At 66.2% G+C, this 25,948-nt stretch carries 22 protein-coding genes; 6 read left to right on the forward strand and 16 right to left on the reverse strand.

The window, feature by feature from the left end; all coding sequences use genetic code 11:
* Nucleotides 1–145: 145 nt before the first annotated feature.
* The 4 genes from L5014_RS20290 to L5014_RS20305 are packed head-to-tail and all read right to left on the reverse strand — an operon-like array spanning nucleotide 146 to nucleotide 3,217.
* A complete protein-coding gene (locus tag L5014_RS20290) occupies nucleotides 146–1,861 on the reverse strand; it encodes a bifunctional protein tyrosine phosphatase family protein/NAD(P)/FAD-dependent oxidoreductase (RefSeq protein WP_238465535.1) in 1,716 nt (571 codons plus the stop codon).
* A gap of 18 nt (nucleotides 1,862–1,879) precedes the next feature.
* Entirely contained in the window at nucleotides 1,880–2,374 is a 495-nt protein-coding gene (locus tag L5014_RS20295; protein ID WP_274389437.1) for a YeeE/YedE family protein, read from the reverse strand.
* A gap of 1 nt (nucleotide 2,375) precedes the next feature.
* Nucleotides 2,376–2,876: a YeeE/YedE family protein gene (locus tag L5014_RS20300; RefSeq protein WP_238465536.1), complete on the reverse strand. Its 501-nt coding sequence runs from the start codon at nucleotides 2,874–2,876 to the stop codon at nucleotides 2,376–2,378.
* Nucleotides 2,873–3,217 (reverse strand): ArsR/SmtB family transcription factor, encoded by a 345-nt coding sequence (locus L5014_RS20305; RefSeq protein WP_238465537.1) that lies wholly within the window; start codon nucleotides 3,215–3,217, stop codon nucleotides 2,873–2,875. Before L5014_RS20305 ends, L5014_RS20300 begins: the two co-directional genes overlap by 4 nt.
* A 216-nt stretch (nucleotides 3,218–3,433) precedes the next feature.
* On the opposite strand from L5014_RS20305, the gene L5014_RS20310 reads away from it, so the two are divergent.
* On the forward strand, nucleotides 3,434–4,369 hold the full coding sequence (locus tag L5014_RS20310; RefSeq protein WP_238465538.1) for an MBL fold metallo-hydrolase: 936 nt from the start codon (nucleotides 3,434–3,436) through the stop codon (nucleotides 4,367–4,369).
* Between the two features lie 37 nt (nucleotides 4,370–4,406).
* On the opposite strand, the gene L5014_RS20315 is transcribed toward L5014_RS20310, so the two are convergent.
* Nucleotides 4,407–5,510, reverse strand: coding sequence for an acyltransferase family protein (locus L5014_RS20315; RefSeq protein WP_238465539.1), 1,104 nt, complete (start codon nucleotides 5,508–5,510; stop codon nucleotides 4,407–4,409).
* Between the two features lie 303 nt (nucleotides 5,511–5,813).
* Nucleotides 5,814–6,266, reverse strand: coding sequence for a host attachment protein (locus tag L5014_RS20320; RefSeq protein WP_238465540.1), 453 nt, complete (start codon nucleotides 6,264–6,266; stop codon nucleotides 5,814–5,816).
* A gap of 319 nt (nucleotides 6,267–6,585) precedes the next feature.
* Between L5014_RS20320 and L5014_RS20325 the strand changes: the two genes are divergently transcribed.
* Nucleotides 6,586–7,251: a pyridoxamine 5'-phosphate oxidase family protein gene (locus tag L5014_RS20325; protein WP_238465541.1), complete on the forward strand. Its 666-nt coding sequence runs from the start codon at nucleotides 6,586–6,588 to the stop codon at nucleotides 7,249–7,251.
* Between the two features lie 111 nt (nucleotides 7,252–7,362).
* Here the strand turns inward: L5014_RS20325 and L5014_RS20330 are convergent, their stop codons facing one another.
* Nucleotides 7,363–7,497 (reverse strand): entericidin A/B family lipoprotein, encoded by a 135-nt coding sequence (locus L5014_RS20330; protein ID WP_238465542.1) that lies wholly within the window; start codon nucleotides 7,495–7,497, stop codon nucleotides 7,363–7,365.
* Nucleotides 7,498–7,642: 145 nt separating this feature from the next.
* On the reverse strand, nucleotides 7,643–8,749 hold the full coding sequence (locus L5014_RS20335) for an MraY family glycosyltransferase (RefSeq protein ID WP_238465543.1): 1,107 nt from the start codon (nucleotides 8,747–8,749) through the stop codon (nucleotides 7,643–7,645).
* Nucleotides 8,750–8,960: 211 nt separating this feature from the next.
* On the opposite strand from L5014_RS20335, the gene L5014_RS20340 reads away from it, so the two are divergent.
* Nucleotides 8,961–10,013, forward strand: a complete 1,053-nt coding sequence (locus L5014_RS20340) for a glycosyltransferase family 2 protein (RefSeq protein WP_420800105.1) — start codon at nucleotides 8,961–8,963, stop codon at nucleotides 10,011–10,013.
* An 86-nt stretch (nucleotides 10,014–10,099) separates the two neighbouring features.
* Here the strand turns inward: L5014_RS20340 and L5014_RS20345 are convergent, their stop codons facing one another.
* Nucleotides 10,100–11,452 carry a glycoside hydrolase 5 family protein gene (locus L5014_RS20345; RefSeq protein WP_238465544.1) on the reverse strand — a complete coding sequence of 451 codons (1,353 nt, stop codon included), beginning with the start codon at nucleotides 11,450–11,452 and terminating at the stop codon, nucleotides 10,100–10,102.
* 2 nt (nucleotides 11,453–11,454) lie between these two features.
* Nucleotides 11,455–12,960 carry a flippase gene (locus L5014_RS20350; protein WP_238465545.1) on the reverse strand — a complete coding sequence of 502 codons (1,506 nt, stop codon included), beginning with the start codon at nucleotides 12,958–12,960 and terminating at the stop codon, nucleotides 11,455–11,457.
* 393 nt (nucleotides 12,961–13,353) lie between these two features.
* Here L5014_RS20350 and L5014_RS20355 point away from each other — a divergent pair, with 393 nt between their 5' ends.
* Nucleotides 13,354–15,366, forward strand: coding sequence for an alpha/beta hydrolase (locus tag L5014_RS20355; protein WP_238465546.1), 2,013 nt, complete (start codon nucleotides 13,354–13,356; stop codon nucleotides 15,364–15,366).
* A gap of 81 nt (nucleotides 15,367–15,447) precedes the next feature.
* Here L5014_RS20355 and L5014_RS20360 read toward each other — a convergent pair whose 3' ends face one another.
* The 6 genes from L5014_RS20360 to L5014_RS20385 form a co-directional block, all read right to left on the reverse strand.
* Nucleotides 15,448–17,754, reverse strand: a complete 2,307-nt coding sequence (locus tag L5014_RS20360) for a hypothetical protein (RefSeq protein WP_238465547.1) — start codon at nucleotides 17,752–17,754, stop codon at nucleotides 15,448–15,450.
* 301 nt (nucleotides 17,755–18,055) lie between these two features.
* Nucleotides 18,056–20,704, reverse strand: a complete 2,649-nt coding sequence (locus L5014_RS20365) for a glycosyl hydrolase 2 galactose-binding domain-containing protein (protein WP_238465578.1) — start codon at nucleotides 20,702–20,704, stop codon at nucleotides 18,056–18,058.
* 146 nt (nucleotides 20,705–20,850) lie between these two features.
* Nucleotides 20,851–21,966 (reverse strand): DUF1839 family protein, encoded by a 1,116-nt coding sequence (locus L5014_RS20370; RefSeq protein ID WP_238465548.1) that lies wholly within the window; start codon nucleotides 21,964–21,966, stop codon nucleotides 20,851–20,853.
* Nucleotides 21,963–22,994 carry an amino acid--[acyl-carrier-protein] ligase gene (locus tag L5014_RS20375; protein WP_238465549.1) on the reverse strand — a complete coding sequence of 344 codons (1,032 nt, stop codon included), beginning with the start codon at nucleotides 22,992–22,994 and terminating at the stop codon, nucleotides 21,963–21,965. The genes L5014_RS20370 and L5014_RS20375 overlap by 4 nt, the downstream gene beginning before the upstream one ends.
* Before the next feature lies 1 nt (nucleotide 22,995).
* Nucleotides 22,996–24,345, reverse strand: a complete 1,350-nt coding sequence (locus L5014_RS20380; RefSeq protein WP_238465550.1) for an acyl-CoA dehydrogenase family protein — start codon at nucleotides 24,343–24,345, stop codon at nucleotides 22,996–22,998.
* A complete protein-coding gene (locus L5014_RS20385; protein ID WP_238465551.1) occupies nucleotides 24,342–24,593 on the reverse strand; it encodes an acyl carrier protein in 252 nt (83 codons plus the stop codon). Before L5014_RS20385 ends, L5014_RS20380 begins: the two co-directional genes overlap by 4 nt.
* Between L5014_RS20385 and L5014_RS20390 the strand changes: the two genes are divergently transcribed.
* Together L5014_RS20390 and L5014_RS20395 are read left to right on the forward strand one after the other, a co-directional pair.
* Nucleotides 24,592–24,822 (forward strand): hypothetical protein, encoded by a 231-nt coding sequence (locus L5014_RS20390; protein WP_238465552.1) that lies wholly within the window; start codon nucleotides 24,592–24,594, stop codon nucleotides 24,820–24,822. The genes L5014_RS20385 and L5014_RS20390 overlap by 2 nt on opposite strands.
* Before the next feature lie 142 nt (nucleotides 24,823–24,964).
* Nucleotides 24,965–25,780 carry a class I SAM-dependent methyltransferase gene (locus L5014_RS20395; protein ID WP_238465553.1) on the forward strand — a complete coding sequence of 272 codons (816 nt, stop codon included), beginning with the start codon at nucleotides 24,965–24,967 and terminating at the stop codon, nucleotides 25,778–25,780.
* Nucleotides 25,781–25,948 lie beyond the last annotated feature (168 nt).

Here is a 25,948-nt window from a genome sequence, read left to right on the forward strand (position 1 = left end):
TGTGTCGATCGCGCTTAGCGCTTTAGCACTGACTCCGGCCCCATGCAGAGCGCTTGCTGCGATCCCATGCAGAATTGTCGACCCGGGCTGATGCTCCAGCATTGACGCGCGATCCATGCAAGGCAACCGGAGCCGACGTCGTGCTTCAGCGCTGCGCCTCGGACGGCTGCGCGCCCGTGAACCACTCGCGGCCCTTGAGCATGCCGCTCCAGTAAAAGCGCGGCAGCAGGCTGGCCTTGAGGAGCCACATGAGGCGGCGCGGCCGCGTGGGTTCGAGCGGGAAGGTGGGCAGCAGCTTGCCGCCGTAGCCGAACTCGGCCAGCACGACCTTGCCCTTCTCGACCGTGAGCGGGCAGGAGCCATAGCCGTCGTAGCGATAGCGCAGCGTTTGCCCCGCGCGCGCGGCGAGCAGATTCTCCGCGACGATCACGGCCTGCTTGCGCGCCGCCGCGGCCGTCTTCGCGTTGGGCGCCGAGCACACGTCGCCGAGCGAGAACACGTTGGGCCAGCGCGGATGCCGGAGCGTGGCGTGATCGACTTCGCACCAGCCGGCTGCATCGGCGAGCTCACTGTCGCGGATGAAATCGGGCGGCACCTGCGGCGGCACCACATGGATCATGTCGAAGCGCTTCTCGATGCGCGTGACGTTGCCGTCGGCGTCCTTCGCTTCGAAGGTGGCGCGGCGCGCGGGGCCGTCGATAGCGACGAGATTCGACGAGAACGCGAGCTTCGCGTCGTAGCGTTTCACGTACTCCATGAGCGGCGGCACGAACGTCGCCACGCCGAACAGCGCCGCGCCGGCGAGATCGAACTCCACGTTCACTTTGGACAGCTTGCCCGTTTTGAGCCAGTAGTCGCAGGCGAGGTACATGGCCTTTTGCGGCGCGCCCGCGCACTTGATCGGCATGGCCGGCTGCGTGAAGAGTGCCGTGCCGCCCTGCATCTGCTGCACGAGCTGCCACGTGTAGGGCGCGAGATCGTAGCGATAATTCGAGGTGACGCCGTTCTTGCCGAGCGTTGCTTCGAGCCCCTCGATGCGCTCCCACGCGAGCCGCAGCCCGGGCGCGACGATGAGCTGGCGATACGCGAGGGTCTCGCCGTTTGCGAGGCGCACGAGATCGGCGTGCGGCTCGACGCGCTCGGCCGCCGCGCGGATCCACGTCGCGCCGCGCGGGATCACGCTCGCCATGGGGCGGCGCGTTTTTTTCACGTCGTAGGCGCCGCCGCCCACGAGCGTCCACGCGGGCTGGTAGTCGTGGTGATCCTTGGGCTCGACGATCGCGATGCTCAAGCCCGGCTGGCGGCGCAGCAGGCTCGCGCTCACGCTGATGCCCGCAGAGCCGCCGCCGATCACGACGACGTCCCAGCGCTTGCCCGTGCTGCCCGATGCTGCGGCTTTGTCCGCGCTGGTCGCGCTGGCGTTTTCTCCGGCATTTTCCCCGGCATTGTCCCAATCGCATGCCGCTGCCGCCGTGGCGTTCGCCGCGCCCGCCGCAGCGACAGGAGGCGTGACGGGATGCGCCTGTGCGCTCGCCTGCGCGAACTGCCACAGGTTGGTCGCGCGGTTGCCGGTGCGGCAATACGCGAGCACGGGCGCGGGCATGTCGGCGAGGAGCTGCGCGAAGCGCGCGACTTCATCGGGGCCGATCTTGCCGGGCGTGACGGGCAGATAGGCGAATTGCAGGCCGAGCTGCTTCGCAGCCTCGCGGATTTGCGCCGAAGCCGGTTGCGACGGGCCGCCTTCGCCGTCGGGCCGGTTGCAGATGACCGAGCGATAGCCGGCTGCGGCAATCTCGGCGAGGTCGGCGGGCGTGATCTGGTCGGCGCTGGCGAAGCGCGCGTCGTGTTGCACGATTTGCATGGAATCGAAAACTCCTGGCTAGCTTGAAGATTGACTGCGCTGCGCGCGGACCGCGGCAAGGCGCTCGAGCGCGGCGAACAGCGCCATGCCCGCGAGCATCGCGGCCACGAAGAGCCACGCGCGCGGCTGTCCGCTCGCGGCGCTGACGAGCGCAGGGCCGGGGCAGAAGCCCGCGAGGCCCCAGCCCGCGCCGAAGACAAGCGCGCCCGCGATCAGGCGCGGATCAATGCGGCGTGCCGTGGGCAACTGCATGGGCGCACCGAGGATGCTCGCCGAGCGCGTGCGCGCGAGACGAAAGCCGATGCCCGCGACGGCGACGGCGCCCGCCATCACGAAGGCAAGCGATGGATCCCAGTGCCCGGCCAGATCGAGGAAGGCGAGCACCTTGGCCGGGTTCGCCATGCCCGAGACGATCAGGCCGAGGCCGAAAAGCAGGCCGCAGGCGAAGGCGCCGACGTTGCGTATTGCGTTGCGTTGGACGTCGCTTGGGGCGTTGCCGCCGAGTTCACCCATATCAGGCTCCCACGAGATGGCGCACCGCGAACACGGTGACGAAACCAGCAGCCATGAAGAGCCCGGTGGCCACGAACGAGCGCAGCGAGCCGCGCGCGATGCCGCACACGCCGTGGCCGCTCGTGCAGCCCGAGGCGTAGCGCGTGCCCACGCCCACGAGCAGCCCGGCGACGATCAGCGTGGCGGGCGACGCATCGATGGTGGGCGACAAGGCCCCGGCGCCCACGGCAGCAATCCTGCTGCTAACGCCGCTACCAACGCCGGTCGCGCTGGCGGCGACGAGCCGCCAGAGCCACGGCGCGGCGGCGAGGCCCGCGACGAAAGCGAGACGCCAGGCGCGCTCGCCGTGTCTCGCGCGTGCACCCTGCAGCAAGCCGCCGACGATGCCGCTGATGCCCGCGACGCGCCCGTTGCCGAGCACGAAGAGCGCGGCGGCGGCGCCGATCATGAGACCGCCCGCCAAGGAGGCGAGCGGCGTGAAGTGGGCGAGATCGAGACTCACGCCGGACGCGCCGAACTTGCCTTCAGCCGCCCGCAGTAGAGGCTGGAGAGCGTCTGCATGACCTGGATGACCTCGTGGCTCGCGAGGCGATAGTAGATGTACTTGCCTTCGCGACGCGTCTCGACGAGGCCTTCCTCGCGCAGCACGCCGAGGTGCTGCGAAAGGCTGGGCTGATGCACGCCGACGAGCGCTTCGAGCTCGCCCACGTTGCGCTCGCCCTCGGTGAGCTGGCACAGGAGGAGCAGGCGGTCTTCGTGCGCGAGCGCCTTGAGCAGCGCGCAGCACTTCTCCGCGGATTCGCGCAGCGCCTCGCGCGCTTCAGGGGTGAGCGGTGAATTCATGTGTGGTGGCGCCGAGCGCGCAATGAAACGATGAGCGAAAAGATTGACACCTGTCGACTGACAGTTGATTGACAAACATTATATCGATTCATAATATGTCTTTCAATAAATCATGGCCGGAAGCGCCCGGCATTCCTCGATACGCATTCACCACGCGCATTCAATCCGCGCGTTTAACCCGCGCATTCAACCCGTTCTGGCCGTATGGAGTTCCCGATGTCCGAGTCCGCCCCCGTCGTCACCTGCGCCGCGCCCAACGCCCCTGCCACCGCCACCTCTGCCACTTCCACCCCGGCCGCGCTCGTCGAGCCGTTCTTCGACCCGGTCACGTCCACCGTCACCTACGTCGTGCATTCGGGGCGCGGCTCGGTGTGCGCCATCGTCGATCCGGTGCTCGACTACGACCCGAAGTCGGGGCGCACGTCCACGGAATCGGCGGACCGCGTGGCCGCGTTCGTGCGCGAACACGCGCTCACGGCGCAATGGCTGCTGGAGACGCATGCGCACGCCGACCATTTCTCGGCGGCGCCGTACCTCAAGCAGCAGCTCGGCGGCAAGATCGCGATTGGCGAGCACATCCGCAACGTGCAGGGCGTATTCCGCACGGTCTTCAACCTGGGCGCCACGGTCGTCGCCGACGGCAGCGAGTTCGATCATCTCTTCAAGGACGAGGAACGCTTCGAAGTCGGTCCGCTCGAGGCGCGCGCGATCCACGTGCCTGGACACACGCCGGCCGACCTCGCGTATCAGATCGGCGACGCGGTGTTCGTGGGCGACACGCTTTTCATGCCCGATGTGGGGTCGGCGCGCTGCGATTTTCCGGGCGGCGATGCGCACACGCTCTACCGCTCGGTGCGCCGGCTGCTGGCGTTGCCGGGCGAGACGCGCCTCTTCATGTGTCACGACTATCCGCCCGAGTCGCGCGGCCCGAGCTTCGAAACCACGGTGAGCGCACAGCGCAGCGGCAATATCCACCTGAACGACGGCGTGACCGAAGAAGTCTTCGTGCAGATGCGCACCGCGCGCGACCGCACACTCGCCATGCCCAATCTGATCCTGCCGTCGATTCAGGTGAATATTCGCGCAGGGCGCATGCCCGAGCCCGAGGACAACGGCGTGCGCTATCTCAAGATTCCGCTGAACGCGCTTTGAAAAGAGGCGATCACGCGTCGATCACATGCTTCGCCGGTCAGCCCGCGTCGTGGTTGACCGACACGTTGCGCGATGGTTTTTCATCGGCGGCCATGAGCGTGTGATTCAAGCCGGCGCTTGCGGATCGGCGCAACCGTATGGCCGGGACAGACTGCAGCAGCCGACGTGCGCGCGCGTGCAGCGGCTTGTCGGCGAGCACGTAAAGCGCGCCGCCCACCGCTGTCGCCACGACGATGACGACCGCAACCCCGACCGGCGCAGTGGCCTCGAAGCCGGGGATCGCTTTCGGCAGTAGCTTGCGCGCGGCCTCGACGCAGTACGGGTGGCTCAGATAGACGGCATAACTGGCATTGCCGACGAATATCGCCCCGCGCGTCAACAGGCCCGAGCCCATTGCCGATTCGAGACTCAGGCTGCTGACGACCACGAGGCAAGCCGGAACGCCGTAATACAGCAACATCGCGTGCGACACGCCATGCCAGTTCACGTAGGCCATCCATGCATAGGCCGCGGCTGCCGTGCCGCACGCAAGCACGGGTTTGTTCGGGATACCGAATTTCCAGAGCCGGTAAATCACGAAGCCGAGCGGGAACTCCAGGATGCGCTGATCCGAATAGAACTCGGCGATCGCATTGTAGGGAGCCCATACCGTCGCTGCGCAAAAGATCGCGAAGATCAGTGCCGCGATGAACAGCAACCGGTGGCGGCGCATCAGCATCAGCGAGACGGCCGTCACCGCGTAGAACAGCATTTCATAGTTCAGCGACCAGCCGACGAACAACATCGGAAAGATCGCGCCACTTTCCTTGCGATAGGGAATGAAAAGCAGCGACTTCAGCAGGCTTCCGAAATCGGCTGTCGTTGAATTGAAGAGGGATGGAGCGATGAGAACACCAGCGAATACGGCAAACGTCAGCAGCCAGTAGAGCGGGACGATGCGGGCAATGCGGTCCGTGAGGAAGCGCTGCGTGGTCATCTTGGGGCTGTCCAGCACGAGCGCGATGACGAAGCCGCTGATCACGAAGAAAATGTCTACGCCGAATTCGCCGAACGCGTGCCCTGTCGGCGCCATGATGTGAAAGTAGATGACCGTGGTGGCCGCAATGGCGCGCAGCACGGAAATGGACTCCAGCTTTTTCATGTTTCGGTGCGGTCTGCGTGTTCACCCATGGCGCCCTGAGCGGATGCCTTGCGTTTTCCTTGCTTATTCTGACATTGCCGGGGGGCCGCAAATGCGCAGTTTGGTGCGTGACCGTACGCAATCCGGCAATTGGTGGGGCAGATTGGATGGAGCAGATTGATTCGCTGTGGCATGCGGTCCATACGCGCCGCCCACCATCGAGCGAATTGGCCTGCTCGGCCTGCCCGGCATGCTGGCGGGCGAGCAGGCCATCAGCGTCATGCGTACTTGCGCAGCCTGTTTCAGTTCACAGGCCAAAGGCGCTCAAGCCTGCGCCCGCACCAGACGCTCGGGGAAATGCGTGCGCAGCGTGCGCGCGTCGAGCAGCGCGAGGTCCTTGTCGAGCTCGAGCGTGACGAGGCTGCGCGTCTGTGTATCGAGTGCCTTGCGCAACGCGCCAAGGAATGCCGGCGGCGCGGCGAGCACGAGCGTGCCGTAGCGGCCCGCGTTGCGCGCCTTGGCGAGCGTCGTGGCGACCTGCGATGCAAACAGGCTGGTCTCGTGTTCGTGATGCGTGGGGTCGGGGTCGCTCTGCTGGCGGCCGGCGGAGGCGCGCTCGGTGCGCCCCGGGCGGTCGGTCACGAGGCTCTGCTCGGGCACGCGGCTTTCCGGATGGAGCAGCGTCTCGATTTCCTCGATGGCGCCTATCGGACTTTCCGCCGCGAAAATGCGTGCGGTTACACGGTTGGCGACGACGACCCAGATCATGTTCGACATGCTTTCCTCCCTGCCAGTGCTTCGGCATAACGCACAGCCGAAGCGGTGAGTGGACTCGCGCGGCGCCGCGCGAGTTTCAAGGGTAACGCGTTCGCGGTTTGCGGCGGCGCGACATGCGCTACCTGCGCGACGATGCATCGGACGCGCCCGGGCGCGTCGATGTGCTTCCTGGCTGCTTCCTGGCTGCTGCATGGCGATCCGCGGCACGCGCTTCATCCATCCGGATTTCGGGAGGATGATTCCCGTGGATGCAGGATTCTGTTTCCCTGTGGAAGGATCTATCTTGCACACACCAGAGCACGCAGCGAAGGAGCCGCAGATGGATACGTCCGCAGTCCGCTATACGAGCGATGTCGCGTTCACGCCAACCGTGAAGGCCATGCAGGCGCGCCTCGGTTCGCGCGACCTTTACGCGCGCATGGAAGCGCAGCGCGGTTTCGGCACCGACCTCACGCCGGACGTAGTCGAGTTCGTCGAGGCGCAGCGCAGTGTGTTTCTCGCCACCGCGACCGCCGACGCCCAGCCGTATATCCAGCATCGCGGCGGCCCGGCGGGCTTCTTGCAGGTGCTCGATGCGCGCACCATCGCGTTTGCGGACTTCATCGGCAATCAGCAATACATCACGCTAGGTAATTTGACGGACAACCCAAAGGCGTATCTGTTCCTCATCGATTACGCGCGGCGCCGGCGCATCAAGATCTGGGGCGAGGCGCGCGTCGTGGAGGACGCGGCGCTGGTCCAGCGGCTCATGCCGGCGGGCTACAAGGCACGCGCCGAACGTGCGATCCAGTTCACGGTAACCGCGTGGGACAGCAATTGTCCGCAGCACATTCCGCAGCGCTTCGAGGCACAGGATGTGAAGGCGGCGCTCGATGAGCGCGACGAGCGTATCCGTGAGATGGAGGCGGCGGCGCTGCGGCACGAGGCACGCGTGCGGGAACTGGAAACTGAGGTGGCGCGCCTGCGGGAATTTGCGCGAGGCTGAGGTTAAAACTGCCAACGAACAACCGCCAAACGAAAGGGGCCGGTCACGCGCCGCCCGAGCGAAGCGTGACCGGCCCGGGCGGTCCCCGCGGCCTTGGTGGCCTTGGTAGCCTTACTTGGCTTTTTCCGCCGAATTCGTGATGGCGTTGCCGCCCTTCGAAAGATCCTGGCCGAAGCCGGCCACGGTGTTGCACGCGGCAAGCGTGACGGTGAAGAGGGCGAGAGCAATCGCAAGATAACGGCGCATGTCGTTTTTCCTTATGCTTTTAACGAATGTTCGGGCGCACGCTCGGTTGGCCCGGCAGGGCCATTGCGGCGCGTGCCGGAATTGTACGTGCGAACCGGGGACACATGCATGAGCGCACCGCTTGGCCGCATTCGCCCCTTTTTTCTCAGGTGCGCCGATGGTGCTTGCGCACCACGAGCCATTTGGGCGAGCGAAATCGCACGATGCTCACATAGAGCCAGACGTAAGTGAGCGCAAACACCACCACGAAGCAGAACAGGTGCAGCGTGTGGCGCCAGAACAGCGTGGCCGGAATCACGGCCACGAGGCACAGCAGCCACAGGTAGGGCGAAGTGAGCGAGTTGCGGCGCGTGAGCTCGCGCGCGGTGCGCGCCCCGACGGCCCAGCGCATCAGGCGCTTGTAGACGAGCATGTGCAGGTGCACGCCGTCGGGGATGCCCGGCGACATGCCGCGCACGAACTTCTTCCGGTAGATCGAGAAGCAGGTCTCGAAGATCGGGTACATGAAGAGCAGCACGGGATACCACGCCGAGACGTCGCGGTTGCGCATCACGAGCAGGATCGCCAGCTCGGCGAGCATGAAGCCGATGAAGTAGGCGCCGCCGTCGCCGAGGAAGATCAGGCCCGCCGGGAAGTTCCAGATGAAGAAGCCCAGCACCGCGCCCATCATGATGAACGAGGCGGAGAGCACGACCGCGTCGTGCACCTGGAACGCCACGTAGGCGAGCGAGGCGAACATCATGAACGCGACCATCGAGGCGAGGCCGTTGAAGCCGTCGATGATGTTGATCGCGTTGGCGAGCGCCGCCACGGCCAGCACGGTGATGAAGCACGAGATCACGGCGTAGGAGAGCAGGAAGTCGAGCGGCGGCACACTGATGCGCGTGACCGCGATGCCGAGCGCGAAGTAGGCGAGCGCGGCGGCGGCCATGGTGCAGATGAGGCGCGCCAGCGGCGAGACTTTCTTGGTCAGATCTTCGACGAGCCCCGAGGCGAACGCGGGCACGCCGCACGCGACGATGCCGAGAATGCCCCCCGACACGGCCGGATACGTGAAATGCAACTGCGCCGCCGCGACCACGAGCCCGATGAGGATGCCCGTGCCGCCGATGCGCGGCACCGGGCGCGCGTGAAATTTCTGCACGCCCGCGAGGTCGGAGTCGACGGAGAACTTTTCATGCAGATGCGCGTAACGCACGATCAGCAGCGTGACCAGCAGTGAGACAAGAAAGCCGAGTGCGAAACTAAGCATGAAAGGTGAACGCAGGGCGGGAAAGGGGAATCCACGATTATACAAAGGCGGCGTGGCGCTTTTGGCGCGCGGCCAGTATGCCGCTCGGTGGCGGTTTCGGTGGCGGCGCGCACGCGTGATAGTATGGCGCGCCCACGCCGGGCGGGCGCCTGTTCGAGGCCCAACCCCGCGCTAAACCTGTTTGCCCGCGCTCGCGGGCACTTCATTGCCGATGCCTCAGGACTACGCCCAGGATTCCGGATCCGCCGAACGCACCGGGCAGCTTCCCGCGAACGACGCTCCGCGCCCGCTCGTGTCGATGCTGCTCATTGCCTACAACCAGGCGGGCGTCGTCGCCGACGCCATCGCGGGCGCGCTGGCGCAGACGTACTCGCCGCTCGAAATCCTGATCTCCGACGATTGCTCGCCCGACGGCACGTGGGGCGCAATCGAAGCGGCCGTGCGCGACTATCGCGGCCCGCATCGCCTCGTGCTCAACCGCAACGAACAGAACGCGGGCATCAGCGCGCATCTCTCGAAGCTTGCCGCCATGAGCCAGGGCGCCTTGCTCGTGGTGACCGCGGGCGACGATGTCTCGGCGCCCGAGCGCTGCGCACGGCTCGTCGACTGCTGGAACGCGCTGGGTCAGCGCGTGGACCTGATCGCCTCCGATCTCGTGGAGTTCGACCCCGCGTCCCCGGACTCAGGCCGGGATTCGGGTCTCATTGCGCCCACCGATCTCGGCCAGTACAAGTGCTTCGACGACTGGGCGCGCGAGCGCCCGTGGGTGGTGGGCGCTTCGCACGCGTGGTCGCGGCGTCTGTTCGAGCGTTTCGGGCCGATGCTGCCGGGCGCCATGGCCGAAGACCAGATCATGACGTTTCGCGCGGTGATGTCGGGCGGCGCGTACAGCCTGCGCGAGCCGCTCGTGCGCTACCGGCGCGGCGGGCTCTCGGGCAAGAAGCGCTTTCGCACCGTCGAGCAGTTCATCGCGCGCGTGAAGCTCACGACGGCGTTCGGCCTCGTCGAGTCGGCGCAGTTTCAGCACGATGCGCAGATCGCGGGCGTGGGCGAGCCGATGCGCGCGCTGCTCGTGCCCAAGCTCGCGCGCGAGCACTATGCGCGCGACGTGTTCGCGGTGCGCGGCTTCGGCGCGAAGCTCGGGCTGCTGCTGCGCACGCCGGGCGTGAAAATGGGCTTCAAGATCCGCATGTTCCTCTACGCCGCGTGCCCCTGTGTGTACCGGCCGTTTTTTGCGCTGCGCGCGTGGGTAAAAAGGACGTGATGCAGGGCAGTGATGCAGGGACGTGATGCGGAACAAGCGACGTGAGCGCTCGCTGTGGGCGCTGCTGCGCGCCACGCGTCGCGCGTTCAGCTTCCCGACTGGCTTGCGGGCGTGACTTCGAGCAGCACGACGTGATCGGGCACCTCCACCGCGAGCCGTTGCATGTTGGCATGCGTGGCGAGCGGCCCGGCTGACACGGTCGGATCGTAGAGCACGACGCGGCTCGCCTTGGCGCCGAAGTCGACTTGCACACTCACGGGCGGGGCGTTCAGTGGCTTGCCCGTCGCCCGGTCCCAGAACGGCACTTCGTTCCAGAGCGCGATGAAGTAGCGTCCATCGCTTCGCGTGAGCAGCAGACTGCGCGCGGATTGCGGCATGCCGCTCAATACACAGGATGACGAAGCATTCGGCGAGCCTGCGCCAACCGGAATGTTCGCGGAATTCGCGCGCAGGATCGCGGTGAGATTGCGGATCGCGCTGGCCGAAGGCTTCGGCGTATGGTCGTTGCGAAACAGACCATAGTGCATCTCGTTGTTCGCATGCTGCGGATCGGGTTTCTCGTCGAGCAGTTCGTAGAGATAGGTGCGCGTGACACCGAGGCTCGCCGCATCGAACAGACCGTTGAGCACGCCTTTCGCCTGGGTTGCTTCATCGACGCCAAGGCTGTTCCAGCCCGCCTGCGGGCTCGAGAAATAGCCGAATTCCGTGAGCACGATCGGCAGTTGATATTTGCGCACGCTGTTGATGGCCCACGCCAGCCAGAAGGCGCCGTTGGCGTTGTACGCGGGCTGATCGCCGTTTTGCGGATAGACGTGGTGATTGACGAAGTCCGCGGCGCCCGCGCGCGTGTCGACGTGCGCGATTCCGTAGCCGGTCAGGTCGTAGACCGGCACGCCCTTGAGGTGCGCGTTGCCGTGCACGTGCGCGTAGATCGCCTGTTGCGCGGCGAGGCCAGCGGCGTCGCCCTTGAGGCCGTTGTAGCTGATCGGGAAATTGTCGATCTCGTTGGGGCCTTCCACGGCGGCGATGCCGTCGGGTGCTGCCGTGGCCGCAGTCGCAGCGAAACGGTCGAGCTGCCGCAGCGAATCGGCGACGTCGCCGCCTACCACGAAGGTGAACTTCGCGCCGTGCTGCGCGAGCCAGAGGTAGCTCGAAAGCGGAATCGAGTCGACCGGCGTGCCCTCGCGCACGTGGCGCACGCCGGCCCAGGCGAGGTCGTCGCTGACCTTGTGGACGTCGGCGTAGGCACCGTCCGTGTAGTTGATATGGATGGTCACGCCGATGGAGTCGAGCAGGGCGTCGGCGCTGATGGCGCGCGTCTCCTGCGCGGCCAGCGCGGCCGTGAACGGCGGCGCGGGCAGGATGAACAACAGGGCGACGCCGATCGCCAGGAGGGAGCGCGTCGCGCAGCCTGTCACGCGCATGGCGAGGCCTGGCATGATCACTGCCCCTGCGCCCAGCGCCGCGTATGGTTGCGCATCGACGCGAGCAGGCCGAGCACGCGCGCGCACGCTTGCGGCTCGGTGCGGGCGGCCCACGCGAGCGCGACGATGGTCATGCCGATCCAGCAGCCGATGCCCGGCCACGAGAGCGGCGCGAATACGAGCGTTGCAATGTATGCCGCCGCGACGATCAGCGCCGGCGCGAACAGCATGCGTGTTGGGTGCGAGTTCAGGCGCGCGGCATGGAACATCAGCACGAAGTCGAGCAGACAGCGCGCGCTCCAGGCGAGCGCGGCGCCAACCACGCCGAAGGTGTGCAGCATCCACCACAACAAGGCGAAGAACGGGAACATTTCGTAGACCTGAAAGCGTGCAACGATGCCGGGACGTCCGGTTGCCTGCAGGTGGCAAGCCGCGATTTGCGCGACTGCGTTGATCCAGATGCCCACGAGTATCGTCTCGCCGACCGACGTGGCGCGCATGGCGAACTCCTGACCCACCCACAGTGCAAGAAACGGGTGCATGAGGAACATGCCGAACACGGTCATCGGCGTGAGCAGCGCGGCGAGGCCGCGTATTGCGGTGGTGGACAATTCGGCAGCGTTGGCCGCGTCGAGCGAGGAGAGGCGCGGAAACAGCGTGCGCACAAAAACCGAAGGAAAGACCCGCACGCGCACGGCCAGATTGAACGGTACATGGTAATACGTGACGGCCTGCGGCCCGAGCGCGTGGCTAATCATCAGACGGTCGCCGGTTTCCAGCAGCGGCTGGGCGAGGCTCGTCACGCTCATCCACGCGCCAAACGAAAAGAGCTTGCCAACCCATTCGCGGCGCGGACCTTGCGCGAGGCGCAGCGGGAACACGCACCAGACCACGATGGCATTGACGAGCAGCGCGGCGACGCCCGCCGCCAGTGTGCCGTACACGAGATTGCGCAGATTCGGCCCGTATAGCAACGCGGCACCGAGCGGCACGAGTTGATACATCAGCGTGACCGGCAACTGGACCGCGTTGAGTGTGCCGAAGCGCTCGCGGCCGACGAGCGCGCCGTTGAACACGCTGATGAGGTTCGACAGCGGCACGAGGCAAGCCACGCAGGGCAGCGCGGGCCGCAGCTCGGCGCTGAGCTCCGGCCCCATGTCGAAGTAGCCGAGCAGCATCTGCATGAGCCCGTACAGCGCGATGCCGCCAGCTATCCCCAGCGCGGCGTTCAGCAGCAGCGCGGTCCATAGCACCGATTCGCGTTCGGCGGGTTGCGCGTGCTCCAGCTGCGCGATGCGGTTCGACGTGGCGGAAGACAGGCCGAGATCGAGAAAACCGAAGTAGCCCTGCACCATCCAGACGATCGCGAGCACGCCGTAGCGCGCCGCGCCGATCTGCTCGAGATAGATGGGCGTCGTCACGAGCGCGACGAACATCGGCAGGACGCTGCCGGCGAAGTTGAACGCGGCGCTGCGCTTGAGGCTCGGCTTTTTGCTCGGCGTGTGACTGGGCTTGGCGGTCATGGTGTGGTCGGCGTGCGGGCAAGTGCGCCCGCGCGCGGGTCTGCAACGGGTCTGTAGCGGGGCAGTGGCGGGGTCTGTGGCGCATGTGAAGCGGCCGTGTTCTCGCGCCCGCGCCTCTTAACCCCCTCGGCCCCTCGGCCCCCTCGATCGATCAGCGCGCGTGCCGTCCATTCTGGACGAGGCATGCGTGTGCGTTTGTGCGTCGGCGCACGGAGCCGCGGCATGCCAAAAATTAAATTCTCCTTACACCGTTACGCTGCGCGCGGTGCGGCCGTTCGCGGACGAAAACCGGGCATCGCGCGGCGGTGGGCGTGATGTGCTCTGCAGGCTGCCGTTGCAGCGCTAGCCCCGGGGACGGGCGTCCGGCCGGACCCTTGAAGGAGGTGGCATTCCATGATCCCTGTCGTGTTCGACGGCGCTTTCGGCTGGCTGCATCCAGCCGGGGGACGCATGGGGGTGGTGCTGTGCAATCCGTTCGGCTATGACGCGCTGTGCACGCACCGCGGCTGGCGCAAGCTGGCCGAGCGGCTCGCCGCGGCGGGCATGCCCGTGCTGCGCTTCGACTACCCGGGCACCGGCGACGCCGACGGCATGGAAGACGACCCAGGCCGCGTGGACGCGTGGCTCGCAAGCGTGGGCGCTGCTGTGCGGCATCTGCGTGCATGGACCGGCGTGACGCGCGTGGCGCTCGTGGGCTTGCGCCTTGGCGCGATGCTGGCTGCGCTGGGGGCCGAGCGCTTGCGCGGTGAGGCGGTGTCTGGCGCGTTCGTGCCTGGCGTGGGTAGTCCCGGCGCGGTTGCTTCCGGCGGGGATTTGCCCGGCGTGGATTCGCCCGGAGTGCAGGCTCCCGGCGTGGAGTCGCCCGGAGTGGAGGCTCCCGGCGTGGACGCGCTCGTGCTGCTCGCGCCGCCGGTCACCGGGCGCCGCTATATCCGCGAGTTGCGCGCGCATCGGCAAAGCTGGCTGAGCACGTCGGCGGGCATGGGCGCCGTGCCCATCGCCGACGATGCCGCCTACGTGGAAGCCTTCGGCTTCGGCCTGCACGGCGACGACATCGCCACGCTCTCGGCCGTCGATCTGATGCGCGACACCCGCGCGCCCGCGCCGCGCGTGCTGCTGCTCGATTCGAGCGGCACGAACCTCGCCACTACGCTCGCCGCGCATTACACGCAGCACGGCGTGCAGGTCGAGCAGGGCGGCTTCGAGGAATCCGACCGTTTCATGCTGGAAGCGCTCTATAGCGAGGAGCCCGTCGAGGCGTTCGCACGCGTGAGCGCCTGGCTTGCCGAGGACGCCGAACGCGCCGCCACCGCCACCGCCACCGCCACCAATACCGACACCGCTGTCGAAGCCGCGCAGCCCGCCGTCGAGCCACCCATGAACCTCGCGCCAATCGACCCGCAGCCGTATCTGCGGCCGGCGGGTCACCGCGCGACCGAGCGGCCCGTGCGCTTTGGCCGTTGCTTCGGCATTCACTGCGACCCCGACACCCCGAGGCCGGGCGCGCCCGCCGTGCTGCTCATCAACACGGGCGCGGCGCACCACATCGGCGATGGCCGCATTGCCGTGCTGCTCGCACGGCGGCTCGCGGAGCAGGGCGTGGCCTCGCTGCGCATGGACGTCGGCGGCCTTGGCGACGCGCAGCCGCCGGTGCCCGAGGTGACGCTCGACTGGCTCTATTCGACCTCGCTGCGCGACGACGCAGCTACTGCCGCCGACTGGCTCGTCGCGCGCGGCCATGCGCGCGTGGTCGCCTTCGGCGTGTGCGGCGGCGCGTTCGTGAGCCTGCACGTGTGCGCGCTGCATCCGAACGTGGTGGCCGCGTATGGCGTGAATCTGCAAAAGTTCACGTGGGATGGCGCCGCGCGTTCGCCGGGCGAGCAGCGCGTCGTTTCGTCGAAGACTTACGTGCGCGCCGCGTTCAGCGCCGAGAAGTGGAAGCGCGCGCTGCGTGGCCGCACCGACAGCAACCCGCTGCGTATCGCCAGCGTGCTCGCGAAGCGCAGCTTGCGCCATGCGGTGTTCGCGCTCGCTCATGCGATCGAGCGCAAGACGGGGCGCGCGCTCGTCGCCAACGAGGCGCGCACGCTCCTGCGCAGCATCGACGCGAAGAAGGTGCAGTTGCGTCTCGTGTACGGCGAATTCGACAGCGGGCTCGAAGAAGCGCGCTTGCAGCTTGGCGCTTCATTCGCCGCGTTGCGCGCGGTGGCGAACGTGCGCGCGTTGACGCTGCCGGGCCTCGATCACGCGCTCTTCACGCGCGAGGCGCGCAATGCCGTGATGGACGATTTCGAAGGGTGGCTGCGTGCCGGGCTGATTTATGAAAGCGCGCAGGCTGCGGCGGGCGTGAGCGATGGTGCTGCTCTCGCTGCCGCAGCCGGCACGGTATCGGGCGCGGCGGCCTGAAGTCGCTCGCCGGTGCGCAGCCTGCTGCGCAACCGTTTTCCGCGATGGCTACTCGTTGGCTGCTCGTTGGCTGCTCGTTGGCTACTCGTCGCGCAACCTCTCATTCAAACTCTCGAGTACCGACCAGCAGGGAATCGGCATCTTGACGACCTGCGTGGCCTTGCCGCCCCGTCTCACCCACGAACTGGTGACGATGCGATTGGTCTTGCGATCGATCTTGTAGTCCGCCGTGTAGATCTGGCCGATCATGGCCACGGTAAGCGTCCCGTCCACGCATGGGCAAAGGGAGTTGACCTCGGGTCTCGTGAACTGCTTGTCGAAATCGTGATAGATCCACGCCGGACGCGCAATCTTTCCTCTTCTGGCTTTGAGCATCGAGGTATGCGTCGCGCACGCGATGCCGCCTCTCCCGTACAGCCAGACATAGTGCGCATCGATCTCGACGCCGTTGTAGGTGGTCCAATTTTGTGGGCCTTCCACGGTGGATGCATCAATCCACTCCATCACATGCAGCCGGTTGCTGCCGCGAATCCCGCCATACGTGAGCACCGAATTCGCTTCGGGCCGGTTTGCGCCGGTCAGTGCGTCGGCGTGCGGGTCGTCCGGTAAAGTGCTGGCAGGAAGATACAAGGAGCGAATTTCCGCCACGTCGGACAGATACGGCTCCGTGTCCACGCGCGTGCTCTTGAGGTCTTTGTCGAACGTGTAGTAATTCACGTAGCGCGCATGTGCCGAGTCCTCGACCACCAGCGCAGCCAGCGTCCTGGGGTGCGTGCTGGCATCGACGCCGGGTGTCTTGTCGTGGAACGCGAACCCGCTGACGTCGAGAAACCGCTCCGGGCGGCTGGAACGAGGCGCGATCACGACGGTGCCATCGGCCAGGTCGCCCCTGACCGAATCGAGATGATGGCGCCAAACGCGGCCCGCGCCCGACTCAACCACGAGGAGTTCGTATTTGGGGGTGAACGAGTCAACCTGGGTCTTGGGGGCGTGGACGGACATGCTGACGAGCCACGCCGTGTTCTTCTTGTAGTCCCACGCAAGCTCGCGGGCCTGGCCGTTACCCCGGGCGACGTACAGGATGAGCCCGTCCATCCAGGTGCCGAGGTGAGCATAGAGCCCATGCTCGCGCGCCACAGGCCGTACTGCTGTCACGATATTGCGCATTTCCTCCTTATCCGCTTCCCACGAAGCGGGAAGCTCCTTCACCAGTACCCCAAGGTTGAGCACGGCTTCATGGCACAGAGCCTTGACTCCGTCGGAAAGGGGGCTCGTCTTGTTCGACTCCTGAGTTGCCGCTAACAGCGCTTCCAGCTTTCCTGGACTGGCCATGCAACTGAGCATCGTGTTTGCCGTCAGCAATTCGACATAGGTTTGGCACCACAGGCCGAGCACTTCAGGCCATTGCTCCTTGCTCTGATTCGATTCTTTCTGAAGGTATGCCGCCACCCTCCAGCTCCAGAAAACCGGGGTGTCGAGCTTCGCCTGATTCCTGTCGAGCCCCCAGCCGAGTCCCATCAACTCTATCCTGAACGCGTCGGCTTCCTTCTCGTCCGTGAGGGGCATCTCCAGAATCTCATCGATGCTTCTTTTCACGATTTTCTGGTGCCGGTACTTGCACGTGCCGCCCGTCAGCGATTGACCGGTGTACGGCGTTGCCAGGGTCAAACGCGTATCGTTGGTAATTTTCGCAATCTTGTACGGCGTTGGCGGCGTATCGGAATCGAACGTGAGCCACTGACCGACCTCGGCGGTCGCGCTGAACTTCGTGTTGGTTCCGACCACTTCCGTTGATCCTTTCTCCAGAGACACGGTGCCGCTGAGTGCGACAGCCGCTTTCCACTTCTTCTCGCCCAAACATTTTGAACGCAACGATGATGTGTAGCTGCTGATGCTGTGGCTGAATGCCTTGATCGTCTCGATCTCTTCGTCGGCCCTGAGTTGATCCAGCAACTTCGCGATCTTGCTTTCGAGCGAGGGCTGTTGAGGCGCGAAAAAGCTGAGGATCTGTGCCACAACCGAGAAAATCGCGCCGATCAATACTCCAGCGGGCCCAGCGGTTGCCGATACGGCAGTCAATATCGGGAGCACGCTCGCGCAGATGTTCATGATCGCCGCGGAGCCCGAGACATAGTCGCCCTTTTTGAACGCATTATTCGCTGAATAGATGCCATTCACGAGAGCCGGGAGGTTCTTGGCTATGGAATCGCTGACGTCCTTGTAGTAGGCAGAGCTTTTTCCCTTTTCCACTGACTTTGCGTACTCGACTTCGATCTTCCGTATCTCACTGCGTAAATTCGCCTTGTCGACAGCATCCATTCCATCCAGCTCTAATTGAAGGAGCAGATCGAGTTGTGCTTTGATTTGTTCTTCCGCAGGCGTAGGCATGACTGGGTCCCCGTCGTGAGTGTTGGAATGCCTGATGCAACAGCGGTATTTGCTACGCATGGCTTGTGAGCCAGCAGCGGCATATTCACTGCGCATGGATATGGGCCGGGAATCCTTTCGAAAATATAATGCGCAATCCCGGTGGCATTTTTATGCTGATCGAATTATTTAAAAAGGGATCCCGGCGCCCAATGAACGATACGTTCAAATCGGGGAAAGTCAAGTAGTCCGGAATGCGGAAAGACGTTTGCAAAAAATGCGCGAAGGCATTTTCAGCTCACGTCGAAAGCCGCGCGGATCTTCAGGGCGTCGTCAGCGCCTGGCGATAAAACACGGGCGCCGCTGCGTTGATCGCGCGGACTTCGCCATCGGGCGCGAGGTCATGCTCGCGTGTGTCGATCGGTACAAGATCGATCATGACGCGCCGGTTCGGCGGCAGATGGAACCAGTCGCGGCGCGCGCAGTAGTGCGCATCGGCAATATGCACGCAGCGCGCGAAGCGTTGCGCTTCGATCGCTAGCTGCCAGCCGCGTTCCGTGCGCTGCGGCGTGGCGGCGATGCCCAGATCGTGCCGCTCGTGCGCGCGCCGCTCGGGCAGATGAAACGCTTCTGAAACGATTGCGCCGCTCGCCGGGTCGCGCAGCGTCGCAATCGTCACGTCGTGCGCGCGCGGCCCGAAGCGGTACGCGTGCGTGAAGTCGAAGAAGCGCCCGAGCAGATCGGCCGCGCTCACGCGCTGCACGCTGCGCGGCGCAAGCTCGACCGCGCGCGCGGCTTGCGCGACCGTCACCGCGCCGTCGCGCAAACAAACGAGTTCGAGTTGCAGCGCGAGCGCGCTGGCGCTGTCGTTGACGAGATGGATATCGAGACCGTTGAGCCCCTCATCGGTGATGACGGCCTGCACTGGCTGGAGCACCTGCGCGAGGCCGTGCCATGCGCTCTTGGGCCTGCCGCACGCGTCTATCGTCCCCCAGCCGGCACCCGGGCGCAGATCCTGCAACTGCCACACGAGCCCGCCGCCGCACGATGAGCCGGCGCGGCGCCATTCGGCGAACACGTCGATCATCAACTCGGCCACCACCGCGCGCGAAAGGTCCAGATAGCGTTGCGGATCCTCATAGCGCACCTGCGCGGGCTCGATGCCGAAGAGCGCGCGCACATAGTGGTCGCGCACGTCGTCGAAATCCCAACCCGAGCCGGGGTCGCGCGGCACCGCCGCCTTCCAGCGCGGATCGTGCTCGTGGATGGTGCCGAGTGCGTCGTGCAGCGTGACGTCGTCGGGTACGTTCGCGAATGCGAGGCACTCGGAAGCAAAGCGCACCTGCGAGCGGCGCACGTCGTCGAGCGGACGCTGGTACGCGCTCACGCCGTAGTAGTGCGTGACGCCCGTGCGCGTGGAGAACGGCCAGGTGCCGCCCGAAGGCGAATTGCTCACATAGGGCACGTCGGGCCGCTCGCGCGCGACGATGGCGGGCAACTGCTGCGTGAAGAGCGCCTGCTCGCGCATCTCGGGCGGTAGCCCGAACATCGCGCCTTGCTGGTCGGCTTCGCTGCCGCCGCAGAGCACGGCGAGCGCGGCGTAGCGGCGCGTGCGCGCGAGATACTGTGTGGCCTCGGTTTCGACGGCGGCGCTGAAGGCCGCGTCGGTCGGGTAGTCGAAATTGGCGAACGCGAAGTCCTGCCAGACGAGGATGCCGTGGGCGTCCGCGAACCGGTAGAACGCATCCGATTCGTAGACCATCGTGCCGCCCACGCGGATCATGTTCATGCCCGCTTCGCGCACGAGCGCGAAGGTGTGCGCGAGTTGCTCCGGCGTGCCCGTGAGCGTCGCGAGGTCGGCGCTGGTCCAGCACGCGCCACGGCAGAACACCGGCACGCCGTTGATGCGCAGGGCGAAGCCTGCGCCGTCCGCGCTGTTCAGATCGCGATCCACTTCGATCGTGCGAAAGCCTACGTCGCCTAGCGCGATGTCGTGCGGTGCTTTGTTTGGTGCTTCGTTCACCGCGTTGTCCACCGCGTTGTCCACCACCTTGTGCTGCGCCAGTTGCAGCGTGACGGCATGACGCGTAGGCGCGCCATGCGTATGCGGCCACCAGCGTTCGACGTTCGCCACGCGCAGCGTACCGATCAGCGTGTGCGCATCGCGCCATGCGAGCGCGGCTTGCGCATGCGCGCAATGCAGCGTCGCGGCGGGTGCATCGTCGTGAGCGTGCACGAAGCGCACGGTGACGTTGACGATGCCGTCGTCGCCTTGTATCGACGTCGAAAGATCGACGCTATGGATCGCATCGGGCGCGTCGGCCAGCAACTCGATGGGCCGCCAGGGGCCCACGGCGTGCAACGAGGGACACCAGCCCGGCATGCGCCCGAGCAGCGTCGTGCGCACGTTGCGCAGCGTCGCGGGCGTGACGAGGCGCGGGCGCCAGCGCGCCCGCGTGCGCCGTGCCGCGAGCGCCGCGTCGAGCGTGCGAAAGCACAGCGCGAGCGTGGCCGTGCCGCGCAGTTCGAACGCCACGTCGTGCGTGACGAACATCGAGCCGGAGGTGAGCAGCAGGCGCTCGTCGAGCCAGACTTCGGCGATCGAGGCCAGGCCGTGCAGGCGCAAACGGCGCATGCCGTGGCCCGTGAGCGTGAGCCGATACCAGTGATCGCGCGAGGCGAGGTTGTCGGCGAATTTATCTGCAAGCGCGTTCGGATGTTCGGAATCGAGCTTGCCCGCCGCGCGCAGCGCCGAGGCGACGGTGCCCGGCACGTCGGCGTCGATCCAGTCTTCGGCGCGCGTGGCAGCATCGAGCGCAGCAGGCGACGCGCACGCGCCTGGCGGTGTCGAAGCGCATCGCCAACCCACGTTTAGTGGGACCGGCCAGAGGTTTTCGTGCGCACCAGTGGCAGTGGCGGCAGTGGCGGCGCAAAGAGGCGCGGGCGGGCCGAGCGCGTCTTGCACGTTCATCACGCCTGGCCCGCTCGCGCCTGGTTCGTCGGCATCGTTTGGCAAATTACGCACGCGTTCCCCCACGGGCGGCCGCAGCGCCTCGTCACCGCCTGGTATCGTCACTTCGCGCCGTCACGTCATAACGCCGTCACGCCATCACGCCATCACGCCATCAGCGCGGCGAGCGGCTCTAGCGTGTTTGCGTATTCCGCTTCGAGCACGTCGAAGCAATCGTCGCAGGTGTCGCGGCGATTGCGCGCCATCGCGCGCACGAGCCGGAACTGCATCACCATCGCTTCCGAAGCCACCTTTTGCGCCGATGCCGCGATCGTCTCCGGAATCGCCACGTCCCGTTCGTTCAGCCACAGCAGATACTTCGAGAGGAATTCGAAGTTCGCGCCGAGCTGACGCATCAGGTTGAACGAGTACGGATGAAAGAAGCGTTCGCCGCGTTCGAGCAGCATGTCGAGCTGCGCCGGAAACGCCGTGCGCCATTCCGTTACCGGATTGCGCCGCGGGCGCCGCGCGAGATGCGCGCGCAGCAATCCGGCCGAGGCCTGCGCGAGCGCCGCGCCTTCGAGCGGCGCGCGCATGCGCTTGGCGAATTCCACATACGGAAACAGCAGATCCGCCTGGTCCGCGAACTGCGGCAGCTTGCGGAACACGCCGTCGTAGTCCTCGCCGTCGAGCCGGTGATAGCCCGTGTTGTGGAAGTAGCCCAGACGCTTGCCAGGTGGATCGATGAAGTCGATGCCCACGGTGGTCTTCGGATGCTCGCGCCGGTACGAAGTCGCGCGCGTGTTCGGCAGATAGAAGCCGTCCACTTCGACGAGCACGGTATGGCCGCGCTGCGTTTGCGCGAGCACACGGTCTTCGAGCGAATCGTAGATCGCAAGCTCCGTGACCTGGGTGCCGTACAGATGCTCGATGTCTTCGAGCGGAAACTTGAAGAACGTGAACTGGTCGCCCTCGAAGTCCTGCGTCACCGTGAAGGCGAGCGCCGCGCGCGGATCGAATCCCATGCCGTGCAGCAACTCGATCCACAAATCGACGTAGCAGTTGGTCTCCACCCACACGCGCTCGCCCTGATGCAGCGCGTGCGAGACGTGCTCGCGCGATGCGGCTTGCGCTGGCGCTGCATCCGAAGCGGCCGAAGCCGTCGAACCAGCCGCACCAGCCGCACCAGCCGCACCAGCCGCACCAACCGAAGCAGTCGAATCGGCGCCGCTGGGGCAATCCGCGGGCGTGAGCGCGGCAGCGGGCTCGGTGGGTGCGTTCATACGCGAGCCTCCGCAAGCGCGTGCTCGACGCGTGCCTTCGTGTCGCCCCACAGCACGGCGCGCACTTCGTCGGGCCAGGCGTTCACGTCGAGCCCGTGATGCTTGAGGAGCGCGAGGGTGATGCGCTCCATGCCGAAGCCGACGCAGCCCGTGTGCGCGATCGAGCCGTCGTCGCACTGGATCTTCCAGATGCCGCCGAAATGATCCATGTGGTAGTTGAACGAGAGGCAGGCCGTCTTGCCGTCCGCGTTCGCCACCGGAATCAGCAGCTCGAACTTGAGTTCCTGGACGCGCTGGCTGTCCGCGACGATCTTGCCGCCGCGCCCGAAGAACGGGTCGTTGGCGAGATCGACGTCGACCGGCAGCCCGAGCAGCGAGACCAGCAGCGAGCCGCGATCGATCCACATCTGGCGGAACGCCATGACCTGCTCCGCAGTGCCGAGGCGCACGTATTCGCGCTGGCGGAACATCTGCATGCGCGCGGGATCGAGCGAGGGCTCATGGCGAAAGCAGTACGAGAGCACGTCGATGGTGTGGCCGCCCGCGGGCAGCGGGCCGCGCCGCGCCATCACCGGATAGATCGGATAGCAGGCCGCCGGCGTGAGCACGAGGCGCGTGGGCTTTTGCTGCTCCATCCATGCGGGGTCGCGGTCGTCGTCGCTCTGGCTCATGGCGTCGTCGAGGCACCGCAACAGGCGCATCTGGCCCGCTTCGTTGCCGCAGAACGAATGGATCGTGCCGGCGAGCTGCGGGAAGTTCTTCAGGTACTCGCTGTCCTCGAAGTCGGTGCGCCGCAACGCGGGCGGAAAGCGCAACACTTCGGGATCCTGATCGGCGCCCAGATGCGTGATCGCCACGTTCAGGCGCTCGACCACGTCTTCGAACACCTGGCTGCGGCCATAGAGGCCATTTTCGCCGGTGTCGATGAGGATGCCGCTCGCGATCAGCGCGTCGCGGAAGCTCGGCGCCGAGGGCTCGGCACCCTCGGCGCTCGCGTGCAGCGCCGCGGTTTCGGTCATCGTGTTCATGTCACGCTCTCCCCGGGCTGGCCGGACGCTGGGCGAGCAAGAGGCTCGCGGTGTTCTGGGCGATGCGGTCGTTGTTGATCATGAGCGGCGCCGAATGCAGGTCGCGCAGATGGCGGCCCACGCTGTACTCGGTGCCGTTCTTGTAGCCGGCCATGCCGCAGATCATCAGCACTTCCTGCACGACGAGCAGCGCTGTCGAGGAGATGCTCGTCTTCAGCGTGTTCATGTCCGACGCGTAGTGCAGTTGCGCGGAGAGCGGGGCGTCCGCGTCGCTACCGCCTTGATCGCCCGGGTGGCCCTGCTGTGCCTGGCGCGCGAGGCGCGCATCGTGCTCCGCCTGCGCCGCGTCGAGCGCCACCGAAAGGCGTGCCTGCATCATCTGCAACAGGCCCACCGCCTCGGCGAGCCGCATGCCCGCCGGCGGCACGGAGCCGGGCTTGGCGCGCGCCTGAGCACGGAAGAACGCTTGTGCGCGATTGACGGCGTCGGCGGCGATGCCGGTCCACACCGAGGCCCACAGCGTGTGCGAGACGGGCAGCATGGTGCGATCGGAAATCTCGGCGAAGGGCGTGGGCAGGATCTGTTCGGCGTGGCCTTGCGCGACGAGGCGAAAGCCCTCGCTACACGTGCCGCGCATGCCCATCGAGTCCCACGTGCCGCGCTTTTCCAGTTCGAGATCGCCTAGCAGCGTCACGATCAGCACCTGGTCGGAGGCCGGCGATTCGGCGGTGCGCCGCGCGGTGACGAGAATGCCGTCGGCGTGCGCGCCATACGAAATGGTGGGCGCCATTTTCTCGATGTTAAAGCGCCCGTCGACGACCTCGACCGCGCAGGCGCTCGTGCGCATGCTGCCGCCGATGTTCTCCTCGGAGGTGGCGGACGCGAGCAGCCATTGGCGCTCGACGAGCTGCGCGAGCACGTCCTGATGCCAGGGCGTGTGCGCGCCGTGCTCCATGATGCAGGCCACCTGGATCTGGTGCATCGCGTAGATCATCGCCGTGGAGGCGCAGCCGTGCGCGAGCGTCTCGCAGATGGCCGCGACCTCGGCGAGCGACAGGCCCGCGCCGCCAAAGCGCGAGGGCACCATCGCGGAGAGCAGGCGCTCGGACTTGAGCGCATCGAAGGCTTCCACCGGAAAGCGTGCTTCGCGGTCAACATGGTCGGCGTGGCGCGCGGCGACTTGTGCCGCGCGCTGCGCCGCTTCGCGCCACGTGCCGGTTGCAGGGTCTTGCGCGGGAGCTTCCGTCTGAACATCGGCCGCAGCATCCGCTTGATCGTTTGCGCACGCATCCGCCGGGGCGGGGGCCTGCCGCTCGGGCTCCACGGCGGCATCGGTATGGGGGGCGTTCATGCTGCCGCCTTTGCCTGCTGCAGCTCGGTGACCGCGGCGGCGAGCGAGTCGATGCTCGAAAACAGGCGCCGCGTGAGCATGCGGTCCGGGATCTCAATGCCGAACTCGTCTTCGATGGCGAGCATCAGATGGACCGTCGCGAGTGAAGAAAGACCCGCGGCGTAGAGATCGGCATCGTCGGCCAGCGCATCGGCCGGTACGTCGAGACGGGCCGATTCGGAAAGAATGCGTCGCAGTGCGGTTTTCATGGCGGAGGTGCCCCCTCGGGTGAATGGCGCTTCGATTCAGGTGCGGGTTTCGACGATCCATGCCCGCGCGTGCGATGTCGGCAGGCTGCGCGTCAATGGCTCGTATTTAACGGAAAGGTATCTGTTGGCGTCGGTGCGGCAGCGCACTCAAGCGCGTTGTACCGAAGTGCTGCCGACCTTGCGCCGCTGCATTGCCGCCGAGCCGCAGATTGCGCCCAAAACCGCCTGAAAGTGTGTGTGCGCGCGTACAGATGCGCGCAAGGCCCTTTGTTCTAATGAGCGCGATGTCCGCCACGGCGGACTGCGCGTGCCGCTGCGCCGCGTGCGGCCGATATGCGGCCCAGGGTCTCGAACCTCATTGGAGAGGCGTAATGGACATGCAGCTTCCGCTTGATCAGATCAATCAGCGAGCGTGGACGACGCGCGACGCCTTTCGCGAATTCACGCGGGAGAAGATGTGGACCGACGCGGGAGAGGAGGCCGCATTCGCGCGCATTGCAAACGAATGCCGGGGCCAGCCGCTGCTCGACATCGGCATCGGCGCGGGCCGCACGGTGCCGCTCATGATGCATATGTCGTCCGACTATACGGGCATCGACTACACGGCGAGCCTGCTCGAGCAGTCGCGCAAGCGCTTTCCCGGCGTGGATCTGCGTCACATGGATGCGCGCGACATGGCTGCGCTGCCGAGCGACCACTTCGCGTTGACAGCATTTAGCTGGAACGGCATCGATTGCGTGGACTACGACGACCGCGTGCGCATCCTGCGCGAGATGCATCGCGTGACGCGCCCCGGCGGCCTCGTGCTCTTTTCGACGCACAACCGGGGCGGCCCCGGCTTCGACGAGCGGCCGCGGCAACTGCTGCCGCGCCTTTGCGCGAATCCGCTGCGCTTTGGCTGGCGCGTGCTGCGCGCCGCGCGCCTGCTGCCGCTCGCGACGTGGAATTACCGGCGCAATGTGCGCCTGCATCGCGACTTCGAGGGGTATTCGATCCGCACGGCGGCGGCGCACTACTTCGGCATTGTGATCGTCTACACCACGCTGCCCGAGCAGCGCCGGCAGCTCGAAGCGCTGGGCTTCGAGGTCGACGCGGTGTATGGCAGTTGCGAAGGCGATCTGATCCCGCCCGGGCAGCAGACCAGCGACGCGTGGTGGCTGCACTTCATCGCGCGCAAAGTGTCTTGATGATGCACCGGCGGCGTGGGGCGATCGCGCAGCGGTTGCGATCGGCTGAAATCCGCTACGGCGCCGGGTCTTCCGGGAAGGCCTCAGCAAGGAGACCGGCCATGAACGCACACGGGCTCGCGATGAGCGAACCAGCCGCGAGCGGGGCGCGCGCGACGCATGACGTCG

Source organism: Paraburkholderia tagetis, assembly GCF_022213065.1.
Classification (GTDB): domain Bacteria; phylum Pseudomonadota; class Gammaproteobacteria; order Burkholderiales; family Burkholderiaceae; genus Paraburkholderia; species Paraburkholderia tagetis.

Bases quoted from the DNA above. Each gene is read 5' to 3' on its own strand.
- L5014_RS20385 (WP_238465551.1), bottom strand. From the start codon at position 24,593: ATGAAAACCGCACTGCGACGCATTCTTTCCGAATCGGCCCGTCTCGAC.
- L5014_RS20395 (WP_238465553.1), top strand. From the start codon at position 24,965: ATGGACATGCAGCTTCCGCTTGATCAGATCAATCAGCGAGCGTGGACG.
- L5014_RS20295 (WP_274389437.1), bottom strand. From the start codon at position 2,374: ATGGGTGAACTCGGCGGCAACGCCCCAAGCGACGTCCAACGCAACGCA.
- L5014_RS20365 (WP_238465578.1), bottom strand. From the start codon at position 20,704: ATGAACGTGCAAGACGCGCTCGGCCCGCCCGCGCCTCTTTGCGCCGCC.
- L5014_RS20325 (WP_238465541.1), top strand. From the start codon at position 6,586: ATGGATACGTCCGCAGTCCGCTATACGAGCGATGTCGCGTTCACGCCA.
- L5014_RS20345 (WP_238465544.1), bottom strand. From the start codon at position 11,452: ATGCCAGGCCTCGCCATGCGCGTGACAGGCTGCGCGACGCGCTCCCTC.
- L5014_RS20380 (WP_238465550.1), bottom strand. From the start codon at position 24,345: ATGAACGCCCCCCATACCGATGCCGCCGTGGAGCCCGAGCGGCAGGCC.
- L5014_RS20305 (WP_238465537.1), bottom strand. From the start codon at position 3,217: ATGAATTCACCGCTCACCCCTGAAGCGCGCGAGGCGCTGCGCGAATCC.
- L5014_RS20315 (WP_238465539.1), bottom strand. From the start codon at position 5,510: ATGAAAAAGCTGGAGTCCATTTCCGTGCTGCGCGCCATTGCGGCCACC.
- L5014_RS20355 (WP_238465546.1), top strand. From the start codon at position 13,354: ATGATCCCTGTCGTGTTCGACGGCGCTTTCGGCTGGCTGCATCCAGCC.
- L5014_RS20290 (WP_238465535.1), bottom strand. From the start codon at position 1,861: ATGCAAATCGTGCAACACGACGCGCGCTTCGCCAGCGCCGACCAGATC.
- L5014_RS20320 (WP_238465540.1), bottom strand. From the start codon at position 6,266: ATGTCGAACATGATCTGGGTCGTCGTCGCCAACCGTGTAACCGCACGC.
- L5014_RS20375 (WP_238465549.1), bottom strand. From the start codon at position 22,994: ATGAACACGATGACCGAAACCGCGGCGCTGCACGCGAGCGCCGAGGGT.
- L5014_RS20370 (WP_238465548.1), bottom strand. From the start codon at position 21,966: ATGAACGCACCCACCGAGCCCGCTGCCGCGCTCACGCCCGCGGATTGC.
- L5014_RS20360 (WP_238465547.1), bottom strand. From the start codon at position 17,754: ATGCCTACGCCTGCGGAAGAACAAATCAAAGCACAACTCGATCTGCTC.
- L5014_RS20340 (WP_420800105.1), top strand. From the start codon at position 8,961: ATGCCTCAGGACTACGCCCAGGATTCCGGATCCGCCGAACGCACCGGG.
- L5014_RS20335 (WP_238465543.1), bottom strand. From the start codon at position 8,749: ATGCTTAGTTTCGCACTCGGCTTTCTTGTCTCACTGCTGGTCACGCTG.
- L5014_RS20310 (WP_238465538.1), top strand. From the start codon at position 3,434: ATGTCCGAGTCCGCCCCCGTCGTCACCTGCGCCGCGCCCAACGCCCCT.
- L5014_RS20390 (WP_238465552.1), top strand. From the start codon at position 24,592: ATGGCGGAGGTGCCCCCTCGGGTGAATGGCGCTTCGATTCAGGTGCGG.
- L5014_RS20350 (WP_238465545.1), bottom strand. From the start codon at position 12,960: ATGACCGCCAAGCCCAGTCACACGCCGAGCAAAAAGCCGAGCCTCAAG.
- L5014_RS20330 (WP_238465542.1), bottom strand. From the start codon at position 7,497: ATGCGCCGTTATCTTGCGATTGCTCTCGCCCTCTTCACCGTCACGCTT.